Annotated in this window: 21 protein-coding genes; 7 read left to right on the top strand and 14 right to left on the bottom strand. The window is 44.3% G+C overall.

Annotated features, from left to right (window positions below; all coding sequences use genetic code 11):
• Nucleotides 1-97 precede the first annotated feature (97 nt).
• The gene (locus R7Q46_RS03320) at nucleotides 98-772 is read right to left on the bottom strand and encodes a fructose-6-phosphate aldolase (protein ID WP_213871275.1); all 675 of its coding nucleotides are present in this window, start codon (nucleotides 770-772) and stop codon (nucleotides 98-100) included.
• 254 nt (nucleotides 773-1,026) lie between these two features.
• Between R7Q46_RS03320 and R7Q46_RS03315 the strand changes: the two genes are divergently transcribed.
• Together R7Q46_RS03315 and R7Q46_RS03310 are read left to right on the top strand one after the other, a co-directional pair.
• Nucleotides 1,027-1,968: a glycyl-radical enzyme activating protein gene (locus R7Q46_RS03315; RefSeq protein WP_213871274.1), complete on the top strand. Its 942-nt coding sequence runs from the start codon at nucleotides 1,027-1,029 to the stop codon at nucleotides 1,966-1,968.
• A gap of 2 nt (nucleotides 1,969-1,970) precedes the next feature.
• Entirely contained in the window at nucleotides 1,971-4,409 is a 2,439-nt protein-coding gene (locus tag R7Q46_RS03310; protein ID WP_318077284.1) for a formate C-acetyltransferase/glycerol dehydratase family glycyl radical enzyme, read from the top strand.
• Nucleotides 4,410-4,493: 84 nt separating this feature from the next.
• Here the strand turns inward: R7Q46_RS03310 and R7Q46_RS03305 are convergent, their stop codons facing one another.
• Nucleotides 4,494-5,039: a TetR/AcrR family transcriptional regulator gene (locus tag R7Q46_RS03305; RefSeq protein WP_031781077.1), complete on the bottom strand. Its 546-nt coding sequence runs from the start codon at nucleotides 5,037-5,039 to the stop codon at nucleotides 4,494-4,496.
• Nucleotides 5,040-5,137: 98 nt separating this feature from the next.
• Here R7Q46_RS03305 and R7Q46_RS03300 point away from each other — a divergent pair, with 98 nt between their 5' ends.
• From R7Q46_RS03300 to R7Q46_RS03285, 4 genes are all read left to right on the top strand, one after another.
• Nucleotides 5,138-5,611 carry an HPP family protein gene (locus R7Q46_RS03300; RefSeq protein ID WP_064369614.1) on the top strand — a complete coding sequence of 158 codons (474 nt, stop codon included), beginning with the start codon at nucleotides 5,138-5,140 and terminating at the stop codon, nucleotides 5,609-5,611.
• 138 nt (nucleotides 5,612-5,749) lie between these two features.
• Complete coding sequence (locus tag R7Q46_RS03295) at nucleotides 5,750-5,965, top strand: TIGR02450 family Trp-rich protein (RefSeq protein WP_005374999.1); 216 nt, start codon at nucleotides 5,750-5,752, stop codon at nucleotides 5,963-5,965.
• A gap of 112 nt (nucleotides 5,966-6,077) precedes the next feature.
• Complete coding sequence (locus tag R7Q46_RS03290; protein ID WP_086047234.1) at nucleotides 6,078-6,455, top strand: PH domain-containing protein; 378 nt, start codon at nucleotides 6,078-6,080, stop codon at nucleotides 6,453-6,455.
• A 10-nt stretch (nucleotides 6,456-6,465) separates the two neighbouring features.
• Nucleotides 6,466-6,684, top strand: coding sequence for a DUF6500 family protein (locus tag R7Q46_RS03285; protein WP_065275490.1), 219 nt, complete (start codon nucleotides 6,466-6,468; stop codon nucleotides 6,682-6,684).
• Here R7Q46_RS03285 and R7Q46_RS03280 read toward each other — a convergent pair.
• The 9 genes from R7Q46_RS03280 to fliD form a co-directional block, all read right to left on the bottom strand.
• Nucleotides 6,681-6,968 (bottom strand): hypothetical protein, encoded by a 288-nt coding sequence (locus R7Q46_RS03280; RefSeq protein ID WP_005375002.1) that lies wholly within the window; start codon nucleotides 6,966-6,968, stop codon nucleotides 6,681-6,683. The two genes, R7Q46_RS03285 and R7Q46_RS03280, sit on opposite strands and share 4 nt — an antisense overlap.
• A gap of 77 nt (nucleotides 6,969-7,045) precedes the next feature.
• Nucleotides 7,046-8,041, bottom strand: a complete 996-nt coding sequence (locus R7Q46_RS03275) for a flagellar motor protein MotB (RefSeq protein ID WP_005375003.1) — start codon at nucleotides 8,039-8,041, stop codon at nucleotides 7,046-7,048.
• Nucleotides 8,041-8,898 carry a flagellar motor stator protein MotA gene (gene motA / locus R7Q46_RS03270; RefSeq protein WP_005375006.1) on the bottom strand — a complete coding sequence of 286 codons (858 nt, stop codon included), beginning with the start codon at nucleotides 8,896-8,898 and terminating at the stop codon, nucleotides 8,041-8,043. Before motA ends, R7Q46_RS03275 begins: the two co-directional genes overlap by 1 nt.
• Before the next feature lie 10 nt (nucleotides 8,899-8,908).
• Nucleotides 8,909-9,637, bottom strand: coding sequence for a FliA/WhiG family RNA polymerase sigma factor (locus tag R7Q46_RS03265; RefSeq protein WP_005375008.1), 729 nt, complete (start codon nucleotides 9,635-9,637; stop codon nucleotides 8,909-8,911).
• Nucleotides 9,638-9,649: 12 nt separating this feature from the next.
• Entirely contained in the window at nucleotides 9,650-10,150 is a 501-nt protein-coding gene (fliL, locus tag R7Q46_RS03260) for a flagellar basal body-associated protein FliL (protein ID WP_005375011.1), read from the bottom strand.
• A gap of 22 nt (nucleotides 10,151-10,172) precedes the next feature.
• Nucleotides 10,173-11,246: a flagellar hook-length control protein FliK gene (locus tag R7Q46_RS03255; RefSeq protein ID WP_213871272.1), complete on the bottom strand. Its 1,074-nt coding sequence runs from the start codon at nucleotides 11,244-11,246 to the stop codon at nucleotides 10,173-10,175.
• On the bottom strand, nucleotides 11,243-11,563 hold the full coding sequence (locus R7Q46_RS03250; protein WP_005375013.1) for a hypothetical protein: 321 nt from the start codon (nucleotides 11,561-11,563) through the stop codon (nucleotides 11,243-11,245). The genes R7Q46_RS03255 and R7Q46_RS03250 overlap by 4 nt, the downstream gene beginning before the upstream one ends.
• Nucleotides 11,547-11,933 (bottom strand): flagellar export chaperone FliS, encoded by a 387-nt coding sequence (gene fliS / locus R7Q46_RS03245; RefSeq protein ID WP_005375014.1) that lies wholly within the window; start codon nucleotides 11,931-11,933, stop codon nucleotides 11,547-11,549. The genes R7Q46_RS03250 and fliS overlap by 17 nt, the downstream gene beginning before the upstream one ends.
• Nucleotides 11,934-11,965: 32 nt before the next feature.
• Entirely contained in the window at nucleotides 11,966-13,312 is a 1,347-nt protein-coding gene (fliD, locus tag R7Q46_RS03240) for a flagellar filament capping protein FliD (protein ID WP_042521679.1), read from the bottom strand.
• A gap of 416 nt (nucleotides 13,313-13,728) precedes the next feature.
• Here fliD and R7Q46_RS03235 point away from each other — a divergent pair, with 416 nt between their 5' ends.
• Entirely contained in the window at nucleotides 13,729-14,016 is a 288-nt protein-coding gene (locus tag R7Q46_RS03235) for a hypothetical protein (protein WP_005375016.1), read from the top strand.
• Between the two features lie 70 nt (nucleotides 14,017-14,086).
• On the opposite strand, the gene lafA is transcribed toward R7Q46_RS03235, so the two are convergent.
• The 3 genes from lafA to flhA form a co-directional block, all read right to left on the bottom strand.
• Complete coding sequence (lafA, locus tag R7Q46_RS03230; RefSeq protein WP_005375019.1) at nucleotides 14,087-14,938, bottom strand: lateral flagellin LafA; 852 nt, start codon at nucleotides 14,936-14,938, stop codon at nucleotides 14,087-14,089.
• A gap of 301 nt (nucleotides 14,939-15,239) precedes the next feature.
• Complete coding sequence (locus R7Q46_RS03225; protein WP_005375023.1) at nucleotides 15,240-16,010, bottom strand: EAL domain-containing protein; 771 nt, start codon at nucleotides 16,008-16,010, stop codon at nucleotides 15,240-15,242.
• Nucleotides 16,011-16,029: 19 nt separating this feature from the next.
• Nucleotides 16,030-18,120 carry a flagellar biosynthesis protein FlhA gene (flhA, locus tag R7Q46_RS03220; RefSeq protein WP_005375024.1) on the bottom strand — a complete coding sequence of 697 codons (2,091 nt, stop codon included), beginning with the start codon at nucleotides 18,118-18,120 and terminating at the stop codon, nucleotides 16,030-16,032.
• Between the last annotated feature and the right edge of the window lie 12 nt (nucleotides 18,121-18,132).

Below are 18,132 nucleotides of genomic sequence, written 5' to 3'. Positions count from 1 at the left end.
AAACCTCTCGCCGCGATTAAAACGCTTTTATCTCGAACAAAATTTAACCGTGAAAGTTCAATAGACCCTAACTAAGACATCTCGCTGCTACTTTTAATCAGCTTTCAAATGAAAGTTTCTTACCGAACGTCTCTTTCCAGTCTTTATCGAACTGTTCAACCGCCGGTTTTACTGCTGGGTGAGCGAACATTTGTGCCGCCACATCGGTTGGTAATGTAATGGCTTCGATGCCCAGTTTCATCACCTCCATCGCTTGTTGAGTGTTCTTGAAGCTGGCTGCCAAAATCTTCGCTGGTAGTCGGTTTTGATCGAGCAACAATTGAAGATCCGCGACCACTTCAACACCGTTGCCGTTCATCGCATCAATGCGGTTTACGTAAGGTGCTAGGTAGTCTGCACCGCACAGTGCTGCTAAGAAACCTTGTTGAGCTGAATAGATAGCCGTGGCAAGAACCTGAATTCCCTCTTTTTTCATTAGCTTAATTGCTGCTAAGCCGGTTTCTGTTGCTGGCACTTTTACCACCATATCGTAAGGCAATTCATTCAGTTGGCGCGCTTCTGCCACCATGCCTTCGACGGTTGAACTCACGACTTGAGCGTGAAAGCGAGGTGTACCGCCAAGTGCTTCTTGCATGCCTGCTAGGGTTTCATTCAGTCCCTGTTTTGACTTCGCCAAAATGCTTGGGTTTGTCGTCACGCCTTTTAGCGGTAGGCACTGGTTAAAGCGTTTTACTTCTGCCACATCAGCAGTATCTAAATAAAGTTCAATCATGGTTTCTACCTTAAACAAAATCTTCGTTTTGATGATGGGATCACTATAGATCTGACAATCGAACGAGATCTTGATTTTGATCAATTGAAATTTCATTTGAAACTATAATAATTTCATTAAATGAAAGTTAAGTGAAACTTGTAAACGCTCAAATGAAGCTTTCAGTTCGAACAAAGAAAAGCCGCTGATAAGACTTAACCAGCAAGAAACGGATTAAGTACACAGCGGTAGCACAGACCAAGAGGCAAGCAGAGATGTATTTCAATATCCAACGATTCTCTACCCATGATGGCGATGGCATTCGTTCCATTCTTTTTCTTAAAGGATGCAGCTTGTCTTGCCCTTGGTGTCAAAACCCAGAAAGTCGCAGCGAAAAACATTCACTGTTGTTTGATCAGCGAAGCTGTATGGAAGGTTGCCAACTGTGCGTTTCTGCTTATCAAGCTACAACTCAAACCACGGCGGGTAGTGAAACGGTGAGCGATGGTATTCAACGTATCGACAACCAGATCATCATTAATCGCAAAGCCATCAAAGAAGACCAACTGATCGCGCTGCGAGACGTCTGTCCTACGCAAGCACTGACCGTCTGCGGTGAAGAGGCAAAATCAGACATGCTGTTCGACACCTTAATGAAAGACAAACCTTTCTACGATCAAAGCCAAGGTGGTGTGACCTTCTCCGGTGGTGAGCCACTCATGCAAGCGGATTTGGTAGCAGAACTCGCACAGCGTCTGCATGACAACCAAGTCTCTACCGCTATTGAATCGTGCATGCATGTGCCGTGGAAGAACGTTGAAAAAGCCGCGCCGCATATTGATTGCTGGTTGGCGGATTTAAAACATACCGATGAAGAGAAGTTTCTTAGCTGGGCGAAAGGTTCACTAAAACGCATCAAAGACAATTTCCGAAAACTGGCACCTATCGCGAAACGCATTGTGATTCGCGTTCCAGTGGTGCCGGGGTTCAATGACACCATCGAAGAGTTGAAAGACATCATCGATTTTGCGGCTTCACTAGAAAGCTGCCAAGAACTTCACTTGCTGCCGTACCACACGCTCGGCATCAATAAATACCGTTTGCTCGATATGCCTTACGAGTGTTCTGACAAGCCATTAAACAAACCAGAACTGCTAGAAAGCGCCATGCAATACGCAAGCGAAAACACCCAACTTAACGTGATTGTAAGAGGTTAACTATGGACCTGAATTACCTTCCTGAGCGTATCAAAGCGCACAAATCGGCACTGGTAAATATCGTAACGCCACCTGTCTGTACCGAGCGTGCAGAGGCATACACTCGTGCTTATCAAGCGAACGAAGACAAACCTGTCATTGTCCAACGTGCGCTAGCACTGCAAGAGCACTTACGCACTCGTACGACTTGGATTAAACACGATGAGTTGATCGTCGGTAACCAAGCGAGCAAAGTACGCGCTGCGCCTATTTTCCCTGAATACACAGTGCGTTGGATTGAAGCGGAAATTGATGAGCTAGCCGACCGTCCTGGTGCAGGCTTTGCGGTCACTGAAGAAGATAAGCAAAGCATCCACAGCATCACACCGTATTGGCGCGGTAAAACTGTTCAAGACCGTTGTTATGGTTTGTTTACTGATGAGCAGCAAGAAATCTTAGCCAGCACCATCATTAAAGCCGAAGGCAACATGACTTCGGGTGACGCGCACCTTGCGGTGGATAACGAGAAAATCTTGAAGCTAGGCATGAACGGTTTGCTAGAGGATGTTCGTCAGCACCGTGCTAACAATGATGTTTCGACCTTTGAAGGCTTGAAGAAAGAGCAGTTCTACAAATCAGTCGAAATCGTGCTGCTTGCGATTCAAGATCACATGCTGAGCTATGCTGAATTGGCGGCAAAAATGGCGCTAGAAGAGACGCGCCCCCTACGCAAAGCTGAATTAGAAAGCATTGTTGCAAACTGTCGTCATGTAGCAAGCCACGCACCAGAAAACTTCTGGCAAGCACTGCAATTGAGCTACTTTGTTCAGTTGATGCTACAAATCGAATCGAATGGTCACTCGGTTTCTTTCGGTCGTATGGACCAATTCCTAAACGAATTTTATGTTCGCGATATCGAAAACGGCGCGATTGAAAAAGACTTTGCACTAGAGCTTTTACAAAGCTGCTGGTTGAAGTTGCTTGAAGTAAACAAGATTCGCTCTGGTGCACACTCAAAAGCATCGGCAGGTTCTCCGCTGTATCAAAACGTGTGTATCGGCGGTCAGAAGTTGAATGAAAAGGGTGAGCCTGAAGATGCAGTGAATCCACTTTCTTGGGCGATTCTGGAATCTTGTGGTCAGTTACGTTCGACGCAACCTAACTTGAGTGTGCGTTACCATGAAGGTTTAAACCAAGAGTTCTTAATGGGCTGTATTGAAGTGATTAAATGCGGCTTCGGTATGCCAGCGTTCAACAACGATGAGATTGTTATTCCTGAATTCATCAAGCTTGGTGTAGAGAAAGAAGACGCTTACAACTACGCATCTATCGGCTGTATCGAGACCGCAGTTCCGGGCAAATGGGGTTACCGTTGTACGGGCATGAGCTTCATTAACTTCGCCCGTATCTTGCTAGCTTCATTGAACGAAGGTGTGGATGCAACAACGGGTAAAGCTTTCTTGCCACACGATAAGTCATTAGCAAAAGGCAACTTTGAGAACTTTGAGCAAGTGACAGCTTCTTGGGCAGAGCAAATCCGCTACTACACCCGTAAATCGATTGAGATTGATACGGTAGTCGACAGCGTACTTGAACAGCAAGCACAAGACATCTTCTGTTCAACGCTGGTGGATGACTGTTTGGCTCGTGGTAAAACTGTGAAAGAAGGCGGTGCGAAATACGACTGGGTATCTGGCTTGCAAGTCGGTATTGCCAACTTGGGTAACAGCCTAGCAGCCATCAAGCACCTTGTTTTCGATGATGCGCAAATCACCCAGCCCCTTATCTCACAACAACAGCTAGCAAAAGCATTGGCAGAAGATTTCGACGGCATGGAGAACGAGCAGCTTCGCCAACGTCTTATCAACTTTGCACCAAAATACGGTAACGATGATGACGCGGTAGACCAACTGCTCGCAGACGCGTACCAAGTGTACATTGATGAGCTAGAGCAGTTCGTTAATACGCGTCATGGGCGTGGTCCAATTGGCGGCGGTTACTACGCAGGTACATCAAGTATCTCGGCAAACGTCCCATTTGGCGCTTCAACTATGGCAACGCCAGACGGTCGTAAAGCGAAAACGCCATTAGCAGAAGGTGCAAGCCCGTCGTCTGGCTCAGACCGTTTAGGTCCAACCGCAGTGTATAACTCAGTGGGTAAGATCCAAGCGAATAAGATCTTGGGTGGCGTGCTGCTTAACCAGAAATTAAGTCCGGCAGCGGTTGAGTCTGAAGGGGATAAGCTCAAGCTTTCTATGTTGATTCGTACCTTCTTCAACCACCACAAAGGCTGGCATGTTCAGTACAATATCGTCTCTCGTGAGACCTTGCTAGCTGCGAAGAAGAACCCTGAACAATATCGTGATCTTGTCGTGCGAGTTGCAGGCTACTCGGCCTTCTTCACCGCGCTATCACCAGACGCGCAAGACGACATCATCGCACGTACCGAGCACGAGCTGTAAGTACACTCACTAAGTAAAACAAAAGGCACCGATAGGTGCCTTTGGTTTGAATACTTAATTCGCGAATGACTATACCTGACCGCATTACAGCTTGTGCAAAATGGTCACGCATTTCTTCGTGACGTTGTCGTATTCTTTCGTCATGTAAGCGGTAGTGATCGCGCCTTCTTTCATGATGCAAATGGCATCGAGTAATGAAGCGTTGTCTGATTTGAGATAGCGTTGAATTAGCTCTCTGACTTGCTGCTTATGGTAGCGGCAATACGTTGCGATCTCGCCGCTGTCGTCACTGAATTCCGCGGACGTATTGATGAAAAAGCAGCCGCGAAACTCGCCCAATTTTTCTTCAGAGCCATGAAACCAACCGTTGAGTGCAGTAAATAACTGATCGATCACCTCCGCGCACGTTTGTGCTGAAGAAAGCTTTTCCTCCAACCATTCCATAAATATTTGGTGGCGTTGTTCTAATGCGGCAATGATAAGCGCTTCTTTGCTCTCAAAATGGTTATATAGCGTGCGTTTAGCCACGCCGGAAACATTGAGAACTTCATTGATGCCAATAGAGTTGATGCCTTGTTTATAAAACAGTGACAAAGCTGTGTCGATCAATAACTGTTTCTTTTTGTTCATAACTACGTCCTCAAAAAGTTCCATAAACACATATTGACAAAGGTAGACAGATTTGTCTATTTTATTTTGTAGACAATTCGGTCTACTTTGAGGTGTTTATGAATAATTTAATTTTATCGTTGGTTGCCGGGCTTGGCGCTACGTTGGCTATTGGCGTATTGTCCTACGCTGAGGTATCACTGACGGAGGTTGTACTCCTGATGGCACCATTTGGTGCTACCGCAGTACTGGTGTTTGGGGTGCCAGGCAGCCCTCTTGCTCAACCCAAAAACGTGATCATTGGTCACTTTATCACGGCCTCTATCGGTATTGCGTTTAGCCAGTATGTTGACGTCACGCCGGTCACGCTAGCGATTGCGACGGGGCTAGGTGTGTCTGCGATGCTGATTACGAAGACCACTCATCCACCTGCGGGTGCAAATCCAATTTTGATCATGGCGTCTGGGCAGGGATGGAGTTTTCTCTTCACGCCTGTCCTGATTGGCGCGATAGTGATTGTTCTGGTCGGTAAAGGGTTACAGTTGCTACAAAGTCAGTACTTAAACCCTCGATTGAATGGTCAGAAGACCTAGTCGGATTGTAGTTAGGGCCGCGAAAGGGAGTGATCTCTTTTGCGGTTTTATCTTTTGTAGGTTTGCAAAAACAAAATCTGATTCTCTCTTGGTATTCAGTCGTATACATCAACATGGTAGTTAAATTGGTACAATGCGATGAACAGAATCCACCCTAAGAAACTATTGCACAGTAAATGGACGGCAATTTCACCTAAAAACAAAGAGAAGCATTTTGTTGTGACGGAAATGGAACTAGATGAAGATGGTAACGTTGTGAGATGTGTCATCGAGGCAGTCATGAGTAAACGCGACCGAGAGATGAACTGGCAAGACCTAAAAGACTCTGAGCAATGGATGCAAGGGTGGAAGTGAGTGACGCTTCGTTGTTGGGCGAATCAAGCAGAAACGTGCGTTGCGAGTAGGCAAAAGTGGTGCTATCTGATACGTTGATAATTCGTTCTAACGCCCACTCAAAGGATTAATTATGATTGATTTCGACAATTCCTCTGTATTTAAGCTTAAGCCGATTGACGTTTCTAGTGCCAGAGAAGACTTCCTTAAGTTCTTGATTGATGGTGAGACTATTTTCGCTGCTTTTAAAACAGTTCGTGACCAAGTGGTGTTTACGAACAAGCGAGTGATAGCGGCAAATGTGCAAGGGATTACCGGCTCAAAAGTGGATTACACTTCTTTGCCTTACAGTAAGATCAATGCATTTTCTATCGAGACCTCTGGTACTTTTGATTTGGACTGTGAAATCGAGTTCTTCATGAGTGAGGTGGGAAGAGTGCGTTTTGAAATTAAAGGCTCGTTTGATTTGATTTCTTTCAACCGTATGGTTAGTGAGTATGTACTAGGTTAAGGGATTAGAAATGAGAGCTTCGCTGAGAGACAAAATTATAGAGATCTGTGACAAAAAGATCGCGAGTAAAGGTGAATTGGTTGGTCTCTCATTTTATGCGTTTTTCGCTAATAAAAATGACGACCCAGAGCTGTTGATGGAAGCGGCTACGTGGTGGATTCAGACTCATCAGCTCGACCACTTCGAAAAAGCAGTAAAAATAAAATCAATGGTCGAGTCGGGGAGCTAAATTAAAAAAAAGAAGTAAAGAAAGCAGACAAATGCTAATAACGTTGCGGACAAAACAGGGTAGATAATGTAAGAGTCCTGCTTGTTGGTTCGTTGAAAACATAGCGAAACAAGTAAGACGTTATAAACAACAAGTAACAAGCTGATCATGGTTCCGCTGTTTAGTGTCATACTTGATAGCTGAGTTAAGAAAAACGCCAATAAAAGGTAATCGAAGACAATGAGCCATAAAAAGGCTTTCTTTAGTAAGTCGCTTTTTCTTTTTTCGGATGATGTTATGTGCATATAGAACTCAACTAAAAAGTCACAGTAACAGAGGCTTTGGTTAGAGAGGTCACCATCAGAGTGGTGACCTTTTAAGATTATAATTCTTGAATTTTTACTTCGCTGGTGGCGGTATCGCCGGAGTAATTGATGACTTCTTGACGAATGACTGGTTGGTTGAATTCAGCCTTATCTTTCGCTTTTTGCAGTTCGCTTTCTTGGTGGTTGCCAAAAAGGGTCTCAAGCACTTTAGCGGCAGGAGTCGTTAAAACAAACAGCTCAATACGACGGTTTTCGCTAGAATCTGGCTCATCAGGATTAAGCAGCGCTCTATCTGACATACCCGTTACCTGCATTACTCTATCATCCGGCATACCGCCTTCAACTAACGTATTTCTTGCTACGTCTGCTCGAGAGGCTGATAACGCCCAGTTAGATTGACGACCAAAACGCTTTTTAAATGGAATTGCATCTGTATGTCCGCTGATGATCAGAGGGTTGTTAACACGATGAAATACAGGCGCTAGTGCGAGCAGTAAATCTTCAAAAAAAGGAGTAAGTTCTGCACCACCACGGCTGAACATATGCTGTTTGTAATCATCTTGAAGGACGATACGCAAACCTTGTGGTGTCACCGTGACGTTTACATTTCCCTGCGCATTAATTTGGGCAGTCATTTGCTCAATTACTTTCGCTAGTGCGGCAAGTTGCTCTTGAGTATCGAAGTTACCAGGAATCAAAGAATCAATTTCTGGTCCATCCCCATCACCTTTAAAGTAAGAGCTTACTACATGGTTGGAGTTGTGTTTACTTGGCACAGAAGAGTCCTGTGCCAAGTCGATAGGAGAAATACTTTGTGACGTATCAAATGGGTTGCCGTAACTCTTGTCGAATACGCTTGAACTATGCAAGTGGGCAACAATCGCTTTACGCTCTTCTTTGTCTACCACCTGCATAACCCAAAGTACAAGAAACAGCGCCATTAGGGCGATCATGAAGTCAGCAAACGCGACTTTCCACGCGCCGCCATGAGACGACTCATCATGGCTGTATACTTTGGCACGTTTGAACACTACATGCTCTTGTTTTTGCATTATCCCTCCTGTTCAGCTAACCACTTCTCCATTTGGTTGAATGTTGGTTTGATGTCTAGCTGAATATGTTTACGACCAGCGTCAATGGCGAGCAATGTCGGCTTTTTCGCTACGTAGGCAACCAAGGTTGCACGAACGCACTCAAAAGCAGTCATATTACGTTTTACTCGCTGAGCCATGGCGTTACTTAGTGGATCTAAGCCACAGTAACAACCGAAAATACCAATGAATGTACCAACGAGAGCTGCCGCAACGTGATACCCAATCATAGCGATTGAGCCATCAATAGCTTGCATGGTGATAATGATGCCACCAACTGCTGCAAGAATACCGAAGCCAGGTAGTGCTTCTGCTGTACGCTGTAGTGAGCGTGAAGGTAAAAGCATTTCGTTCTGTATTGCTTCGATTTCTTGCTCTAGCAGTCCCTCTAATTCATGAGGCGACATCTGTCCCATTGCCATTAAACGTAAATTGTCAGTAATGAAAGAAATTAGGCGATGATCTTCGGCGATCGTCGGGTAAGCGAGGAACATAGAGCTTTGCTCCGGAGCCTCAATATGAGAATCCAGAAACTTGTATCCGCGGTTTCTCGCTGTCTCTAGCAAGTTGTTGAGTAGTGCCATTAATTCCATGTAGTACTCATGCTCTTCTGTTGGACCTTTAATGGTCGCTGGCACTTGGCGACGCATTTCTTTTAGTACATGAGGCGGATTACCGATGATCAAAGAACCAGCAGCGGCGCCAATAATGATAAGGAATTCGGCTGGCTGCCAGATAGCACCTAAGCTACCACCGGCCCACATATATCCACCGAAGACGCACACCAGGATAGTGAGCACTCCAAAAAACTTTTGCATCTTGTGACTCCTAAGAGGACATTAATTGGTTGAGTTGTTTCAGCGCTTGTTTGTGAAGCTGACATATACGAGGTGGTGTCAGATCCAATACCAGAGCTATTTCGTGTAAGTTGAGTTCATGTTGATAGAACAGAGTCAGGAGCAGTTGATCACGCTTAGGTAACTTACCCAAAGCACTGTCTAAACTACGACGAATATGTTCATGTTCCATGCCATCGTATTGTCCGCCAATGTAGCTATCACCGCTGCTCTCCATCAGTTGATCAAGGCTTTGCATCTCGCCTGCGAGAGCGGCATTTTGGCGGTTGTAATAATCTTGCTCATTCGTCCCTAAAGCCTGGATGATTTCGGCATCCGTTGGCATTCGACCTAACGTTCGAGTGAGATCTCGAGTCACGTCGTTGAGCTCGTGGGCTTGTTGACGAGTCTTACGTGAACGCCAATCTAGTCGGCGTAATTCGTCTAAAATAGCTCCCCGAACTCGACAAACGGCGAAAGCAGGAAAGTGAGGATCGTCAACATCGCCATATCGGCGTCCAGCCTCGACTAGAGCGATAAGGCCTATCTGCTGCATATCTTCAATACTACAGTGAGAAGTGGCATGAACGCGCAGCTGGTTAACTACGCGTTTTACCATGACCTGATGACGTTGTAGCAATGCGTTTTCATCAATTGGTCGTGACGGTGTTGTCACTTCCTCTTCTGTGGTGTAAGTGTCTTGTACATTCATGTCTAACATGGTTGTGCTCCGTTATTGCACAACATATTTAGTCAACAAAACATCGTCGATTTCTCGGACGATGTCTGTTTTAGCAAAAGCGAGTAGAAGCGTTTGCTTTACTTCGTCTTGCAGAATATCGATGGCACCCGCTTGCTGTAACTGATCAAACGTTTTGTCGCTAAACAGTTTTAATAGAGAGTTTTGTACCATAGGCATGTATTCATCGATCTCTTTGATACGCTCTGGACGGCGTGTCTCAATTGCCAGTTCTAGCATCACAAAGTGAGTCTGTTTCTTGCCTTTAACGGTCAAAACGACTTTGTCCAAAGGATGGAAGCTAGGACCTTTACTTGTCGGTTGTTCTGTGACCAAAAAAGACAGTGGAGAGTCTTCGATCAGTGAACCAGAGTCAGGTGACTCTTGAGCGTGTTTGTTTAAGTACCAGATTCCGCCCATAATTGTGACGGCCGAAACGAGGGCACTGGTGATGATCATGGCGATAAACAGGGCGATCATTTGTTGTTTGGTCATAACCTTTTTCCTCGAAGATTCACTAAGCTTGAGTGCTTAGCCAGTGTTCTGAATAGTTAGTTGTTGTCGTGGTTTGGAATGCACCAGATTCTCGTGCGGCGAAAATATTGGCGTCTTCTTCGTTTGCATGTGGGTCATTTCGACCTTGGTTTTGATCAGAGCCAACATTGACATCGACATGAACGAAGTTTTGCTCTTGTAACTCAGTACGCAATCGTTCCGAAACTTGCATTAAAGCTTCTCGTGTTGCTGCGGCATTGGCGTTGATGTGGACACTCAATCGGTCACCTTCAACACGTACAAGTAAATCCAGTTTCCCCAAGTCTGGTGGGTCTAGGCGGATTTTTGCTTCTTGTACATTTTGTTGAGCTTGGAGCGTCACGCGATCATGTAAAACTTGCATCATTTGCTCCCCCCACTTTCCGGCAGTGGTATCAACACGCACCGCTGCCCACTCAGAGCCTTGAGCTTGAACATGACTCGTCGCAACCGGTGAATGTGCAGGTTGTGTTGTAGGAGCTTGTGCTTGAAGTAGAGATGCGGTTGGTTGGCCTTGAACAGGTTGATTCAAAAGAGTTTGAAACTCAGCACCGGAGATAGGCAAACGCGAACTCGATGAAGTCGGCAGACTTTGCTTCACATCTTGTTTTGATGATGTGTTTAACATAGCGTTAGACGAATCTTGAGTAACAGACTTAACTTCGCTCGCAGTCATTAAAGATGACGCTTTTCCTAGTTTCTCAGCCTGCTTCTCTGCCATGGTAATCATACCCTGGGTTAAAGCTTGAGCTTGCGCTGCAAGATCAGTCGATTCTGTTAACCCTGGTGTACTGGTCAAGTTGGCATCCGGATCTGAAGCTGAGCGGTCATCTGTATCAAAACCATGACTTTGTACTTTGTTTGCGCTGTTCAAAGTAGAGGCCGTAAGGTGAAAACTCGGTACCGCTGACGCAGAGTTAAAGTCTTGCTCACTATTCTGCTTGTTCCCTGATTTAAAACCATGAGAAAAGCCGTGTACCGAGTTCGCTTGCTTGATGTGACCCTCATTGTTAGCTGGCGAATTACCCGAGTGCTGAGTTGAAGAAGGTATGATCATTGAGTTAGCTCCATGGTCATTGCTAATTGATAGGCCATAGCGCGTTCTTGATGGTCATTGACCATGTTCATCTCTTTTTTCAACTCGTTGGTCGACTTCTCTAATACTGCGAAGGCATTAGCGTGCACTGTTTTCGCTCGCTGGATTTCAGGGGCAAGCTTAGGATCTTTCAAAAAAGGCTTGTGACTGATCAAAAGCTCTCGCAACTGCAAGTCGTACCGCTTGAGCGCATGCCAATCGGCCGTTTTTGCGGCGAACTGGATGAGCTGAGATAAATGACGGAATCGCTCTGGCGATACTTTATGCTTGTTGTCCAAAATTCATCCAACCTTCACGAATGTTACCCATTACACGCTCAACGTTAACCAAGCGATTTGCATCGTTTTGCACGCTAGCGTAATAAAGTTCGACTTGGCAGAAGTCATACAGCTGGCGTAGGTTTTCCGCAATTTCACCGCCGTTTTCATCATCTAGAGCACTTGTTAGTCCAATCAAGATGTTCATGCATTTGTTGATTCCATTCCCTTTCTCGGCCAAACGATTTGCGGCTAGGTGGCCGCGAATACGTTCAACTTCATCGAGTAGGCCATCGATTAACATGATGACCAATTGGTGTGGATTTGCTGCTGCCGCTTGAGCGTCGAGATCGACTTGTTGGTACGAATCGTAACCAGAATCCATAAGCATGAATATTTCTCCTAAATTTGGAACCAAATGTCTTATTTTTGAGCTTTAAACATGGACATGGTTTGGTTCATTTGGGTCATAATTGAATTCATTTGAGTGAATTGTTTGAGATAGCGGTTGTACGACATTTCGTACTTACGCTCTAAATTGGTTTGTTTATCTTTGATTCGGTCTAAGCTTGACTGTATTGCGTCTTTACGCGTGCTAAAGGTACCTGATGAGAACTTCAAGAAAGGCTCTACCATTGCGTCAAGAGAATCTAGCAAAGCGTCATCCCCATTAAACAACGCCTCTAAGCCTGCGCTGTTTGTTTGTTGAGCTTCTTTGAACTTTTCTTGATCAACTTTCATTTTACCGTTGCGGTCTAGGCTCACGCCGATTTCGCTTAGGCGCATACCATTGTGTTCACCTCGGATTAACCCCGTTAACTGACTCTCAATAGAACGCAATGTCGAGTCGCTAGCGAGCACGCCGCGTTTCTGATCTTCACCGCCAATTTGGGTGTACTGATCGATAGTCGAAACAAGGGCATTGTAGGTTTCCACAAACTTATCTAGTTGTTCTTTAGTGCCTTCGCTATCAGCTCCGATTTTTAAACCGATTGGCGAATCTCCCGCGGCTTGCGGTTTAGATACGGTAATGTCAACACCGTCGATGACACCTTCAAAAGTATTACTTGCGTTGGTTAGTTTCAGGCCTGAGTCTTTTGCACCTAGCCACATAACCGCATCTTGCGGAGCGTTAATTTGCTTGAGGTTGGTGAAGGCGTCTTCAAACCACGCTTGGCCGGTACCTGTTGCAGATACGTTGATCTTATTTTCGACACCAGTCTCAGTGCTCGATAGCATAAAGTGTGTTTGACCATTCGAGCGAACTAGAGTGGCGTTAACGCCAGGGTTATCCGTGTGATTGTTAATCGCACTTGCTAAATCACTGATCGTTGCAGTGCCGTCACCATTAACATCAACGGAGGACAAGTCTAGAGTCATTGTTTCACCGTTGATGGTGAATTCTAAAGATCCAGTTGTTGGTACTTCTGTCGTCGCCTCAAGGTCTGCAGGCATTCCTGTAGATACTTGATGTGCTGTTGCCACTTTTTCTACAAAAATCTGATAGTTACCCGTTAGCGCTTTAGCATCCGCGTTTGCAGTAAAGTTACCTTCTTGAGAGAGTGTCGCACTGTTTTTGATGATGCTGTTTGTGCTGTTATTCATCTCTTTCATTGCAGTACGAAAATCACGTAGTGCGCTTTCAACTTTATTAAAAGCTGACAGTTGTGACTGGTACACATTAGCTTGCGCTTGGTAACGGTTTTTGAATGGGTTTGTGTCCAATTGTGCGAATTGGGTTGCCATTTTTACTGGGTCTAAAGAACTCATGAGGTGTGCTCCTCTCATCTCTTATTGGCTTGAATACTTTGAATGCTACGCCTTAGTTTAATTATCAGTGGCAAGATACGTGCCGTATATTAAATTCAATTAAAACAAAGGTTTAAAGCTATTTTGTTTTCTTGGGAGGAAGTGGTGTTTCCACCTTGTTTGTTCCGCCTTCCTCCATGGAAAAAGTAATTTCCTTATAAGAAAAGGCGACCTAAACAAAGAAAATATTTAATTGTATTGACGGTTCTAATTAGGAGAGATGTTTTAATTAGACGTTATATTCAGCCTTTACTTCAGCTTGATTCAGATAATTCTTACAGAGTACATTAATTACGTTTTGATATTATTTTTGATAGTGTGACGTGCAAGTGTTCTCACTAAAAATTAAATTTTTTACGTTTCAAAGAATGTCAGTTATGAATGAATTTGCGTTACGATTGATGAAGTGTGCTCGTGCATATGAAGAGTTCATTAACAAAAAACTATTAAGTAAACAGAGCATCAATTCTGATGAGATAGCTAGTATCTTAAAGGAAGCTAAGTTCAATTTTCCTGAACTTAGAGATAGTAAAATAGGAAGCAAATTAGAGACGATAGAATTAGAACTGTTTAATAAGGTTTTATTTAATATTATGTTGAAATTCGGATTCAGAGTGCCTGAATCTCACAAAGATAATACGAGCTCTATTTATATTCGTAGATAAAAATAAAGCCTTCCATAGGAAGGCTTTATAATTAAGACGATTTAAATTAAGCGCACTATTAACTAAGTAATTAGCGTAGTAGTGACATTGCCATGCTTGGAAGCTGGTTAGTTTGAGACAGAACAGTTGTACCTGCTTGCATCAACATTTGGTTCTTAGTCATGTTTGAAGACTCTACTGCAAAGTCTGTATCCATGATACGACCTTTAGATGCTGTAACGTTTTCTACCATGTTACCAAGGTTAGCCATAGTGTGCTCAAGACGGTTGATGTTCGCACCGAAGTCTGCACGAGAGCTACCAATTTTTTCTACTAGACCGTCAGCGCCGCTGATTTTGTCTAGTGCTGCTTTTGCTTTAGTCGCGTCATCGATACCATCTGTAATTGCTGCATCAGCAAGAATAGTAGTGATTTCACCGATACCTGCGCTTGCGCTTACAGTCAATGTTTCAGCAGAAGATGCACCGATTTGGAATGTTACGTCACCTGCACCGAAGCCGCCGCCTTTAAGAAGGTTTTGACCACCGAACTTAGTGTTGTCTACGATGTTGTTTAGTTCTGCAGTAAGCTGTGTGAACTCTTTGTTAAGAGACGCACGGTCTGTTGCACTGTTTGAACCGTTCAACGATTGTGTAGCAAGGTCGTTCATACGGTAAACGATGTTTGTCATTTCATCCATCGCACCTTCAGCAGTTTGCATCATAGAGATGCCGTCTTGTGCGTTACGCATTGCTACTGACATGCCGCGTGTTTGCGCTTCTAGACGGTTAGCAATTTGAAGACCAGCAGCGTCATCAGCAGCTGAGTTCACACGGTAGCCTGTGCTTAGACGTTCCATTGCTGTGTTTAGAAGTCCGCTTGTTGTGTTCATTGTGTTTTGAGTTACAAGCGAAGCGTAGTTAGTGTGCATTGATAAAGCCATCTTAGTCTCCTTAGTTAGTCACTATATCTTTCAGGCCTCGGGATATTCCCTTGTCACTAACTAGAGGCGGTCGGTCGGCTTTAATGATTAATTTGAAAATTAAAAAATTTCTAAAAAAGATAAAAATTGATGATTTTTAGTGATTTGTATTCCATGAAAACCGGGAAAATCATCATATAAGCCTAAATTTTTTAGTTAAGTTAAAGAAACTATTGCCCAATGATCTTGTGGTTATCCGTTATAAATAAAAAAACAGCACGAATAAATCGTGCTGTTTTAAATATAAATGGTTGAGTTTCAACTATTCCTCATCAAAAGACTGAAAGGAGAGAGAGGTTGGGATATCGCTGAAATAACCAAAATAATAACTGGCACCCAATAAACGATAACGGTTAAGTTCCGTTTGACTCGCTACACGTCCGGCAACCCAAGTATATTTATGCTTTCTTAAGAACTTAGCAATAGGTAGGAAAGCGTGTCTTTCTTCTTTATCCTCTAGTGTGACTGACAATTTGATCATATCGGGACTAAAGTCTGCGACGCGTTCGAAGTTCACTTGCGATGTCGCGACTTCAAACCAAAGTGAATATGCATTCTCTTTTAACTTTTTGGTGAGTGTGGCGACTTTATCACGATCACATAACGTTTCATCAGCTTGAAGAGAAGGAATCACATGTTGAAAAGCAGAAGAGTGGAACTGAATAGTCTGTTCGAGAAAATAAACCCCAGGCTCCCACAGTAATGCATCCACGCGAATCGGCACGACAACATTACTAATCAAGTCGTGATGAAAGGCTTCTAACTGAAATTGTGTTTGTCTTAGTGCAAGGTAAAGACTGAACAAATCCAGGCAGTACTGCATTTGTTCAGAGAGTTTGAATTGATAGACACTTTGTTCTCCACGCATACCAAATCTCAACGTCAGGTGTTGGAATTCTACTTCCCCTGATTGAGCTTCCCTAATTGCTTGGCATGCGTGTTGGACATCATTGTGTTTTAAAGCATCAAAGACTAATTGATCGTCATCCGTGACGATATGTTGTACTGCGAGACCAACCAAATGTTCGTACATCGCATGTGTTGAAATAAGATTAACCAAGGTTTCCTACCACATTGATTTGTTTGTTTTCTGGGATTTCGTTGTAAGACAATACTGCCAGCCCTTGTGTAAATGTACGAGCGTAACGCGCTAGAAGAGGGCGCAGCTGTGGCATAACGAGAAGGATCGGAGGTAGCCCCTGTTGCTTAAGCTGTTGTCTGATCAATGGCAAGTTTTGTTGGAACTGACCAAGAATGTTTGGCTCAATTGGGAAGCTATCTAGTGTTACCGTACCAGAAGATTGTGCTTGTTGCAGTGAAGTTAGTAGCATTTGTTCTAGCTCATCAGACAGTGCGTAGACATTTAACTCGTTCTTTTGTCCTGCAATTAAGTTAACAAGCGTACGCTTTAGTGCACAGCGCACATCAGATGCAAGTAGGATCGGGTCCTTTGTATTTTCCGCGGACTCCAACATTGTGTTGGCAATCGTGCGAATATCTTTTAGCGGCACTTGGTCCAATAAAAGCTGACGATATACTTTCAGCTGCTGCGCTGGATTAAGTGCTGCTGCTAATGCTTCTGCTAGTTTCGGGGCTTGTTGTGTCAAACGCTGGGTTATTGCTTCCACATCGTCGTGCGTAAACAATTCTGCAAGGTTTGTCTTCATGATTTTACTAATATGAGTGGCAATAACAGTGCCATCATCGACAACTTGGTAACCCATATTAAGTGCTTTTGCTTTATCTTGATGCTCAATCCACACAGCTGGCAACTGATAAGCAGGATCGCTACCCAAAATGCCATCTACCTCACCGTAAGTTTCGCCAACCGCTATCGCCATTAAACGCTCTGGTTCAATAAAACCTTGCTCAATGACTTCGCCATTTAGAGAAATTGTGTATTGGTTTGGCTTGAGGCTTAGGTTGTCACGAATACGAACTTCAGGTAATAAAAAGCCAACTTGTTCAGAAAGGTTTCGACGCACACCGCGGATACGTTGTGATAAAGGAGCCCCTTGTTCTTTGTTGACTAGATGGACGAGTCGGTAACCAAGCGCAAGTGATAATGTTTGGACGTGAGGAATATCATCCCATGTCAGCGGTGTATCATCGTCTTGCATCGCTTGTGAAAGTGCTTCGACCTCTTCAATCTGGGAGTCTTGCACTGGCTTCTTGGTTTGACGCCACCCTGCGAACGCTAATGCGCCAGCAAACGCAAAAAAGGCTAGGTGTGGCATACCCGGTACCATACCGATTACCGCCATAATACCTGCGACAGTAAATAGCGTTGCAGGAGTTGCCAGTAATTGCTTTTGCATGGTTTCCGACATGCCATTATCGCTATCATTAATTCGCGTAACGATAATCGCGGCAGCCGTTGCCAATAGTAGTGAAGGAATTTGAGCAACTAGACCATCACCGATTGTGAGTAGGGCATAAGTTTTAAAGGCGTCAGACGCAGCGAGTCCATGCTCGAAGACACCAATACTAATACCACCAATGATATTGATAAACAGAATCAACAAACCTGCGATGGCATCGCCACGCACAAACTTTGATGCACCATCCATCGAACCATGAAAATCGGCTTCGTTGGCGACTTCTTTACGGCGTAAGCGAGCCGTTTCCTGATCGATAAGGCCAGCGTTTAAGTCGGCATCAATTGCCATTTGTTTGCCTGGTAAAGCATCCAACGTAAAGCGGGCTGAAACCTCAGAAATACGTTCACCACCTTTGGTGATTACGACGAAGTTGATGATCATCAAGATGACGAACACCACCATACCAACGACGTAGTTACCGCCAATGACGACTTCACCGAATGCTTGAATGACCTTACCCGCTGCGTCACCACCATTATGTCCTTCTAGGAGTACAATTCGCGTAGAAGCCACGTTCAATGTGAGACGTAATAATGTTGCGACCAGCAAAATAGTTGGAAAAACAGAGAAATCTAATGGTCGCTTTGCGGTTGTGCTGACCAGCAATACTAGGATTGCTAAGACGATATTAAAGGTAAACAGCGCATCCAGTAGCAGAGGAGGCAAAGGAAGAATCACCATTGCTAATATCATTAGCAAGACGATTGGAATGCCAACGTAGCCTTTGGTTGATGTTTGAAGTTGTTTTAACCGGTTAAGCATACTTTCGTGTCC

The organism is Vibrio sp. 811 (assembly GCF_033339195.1).
This window is presented reverse-complemented; position numbering and strand designations above follow the sequence as displayed.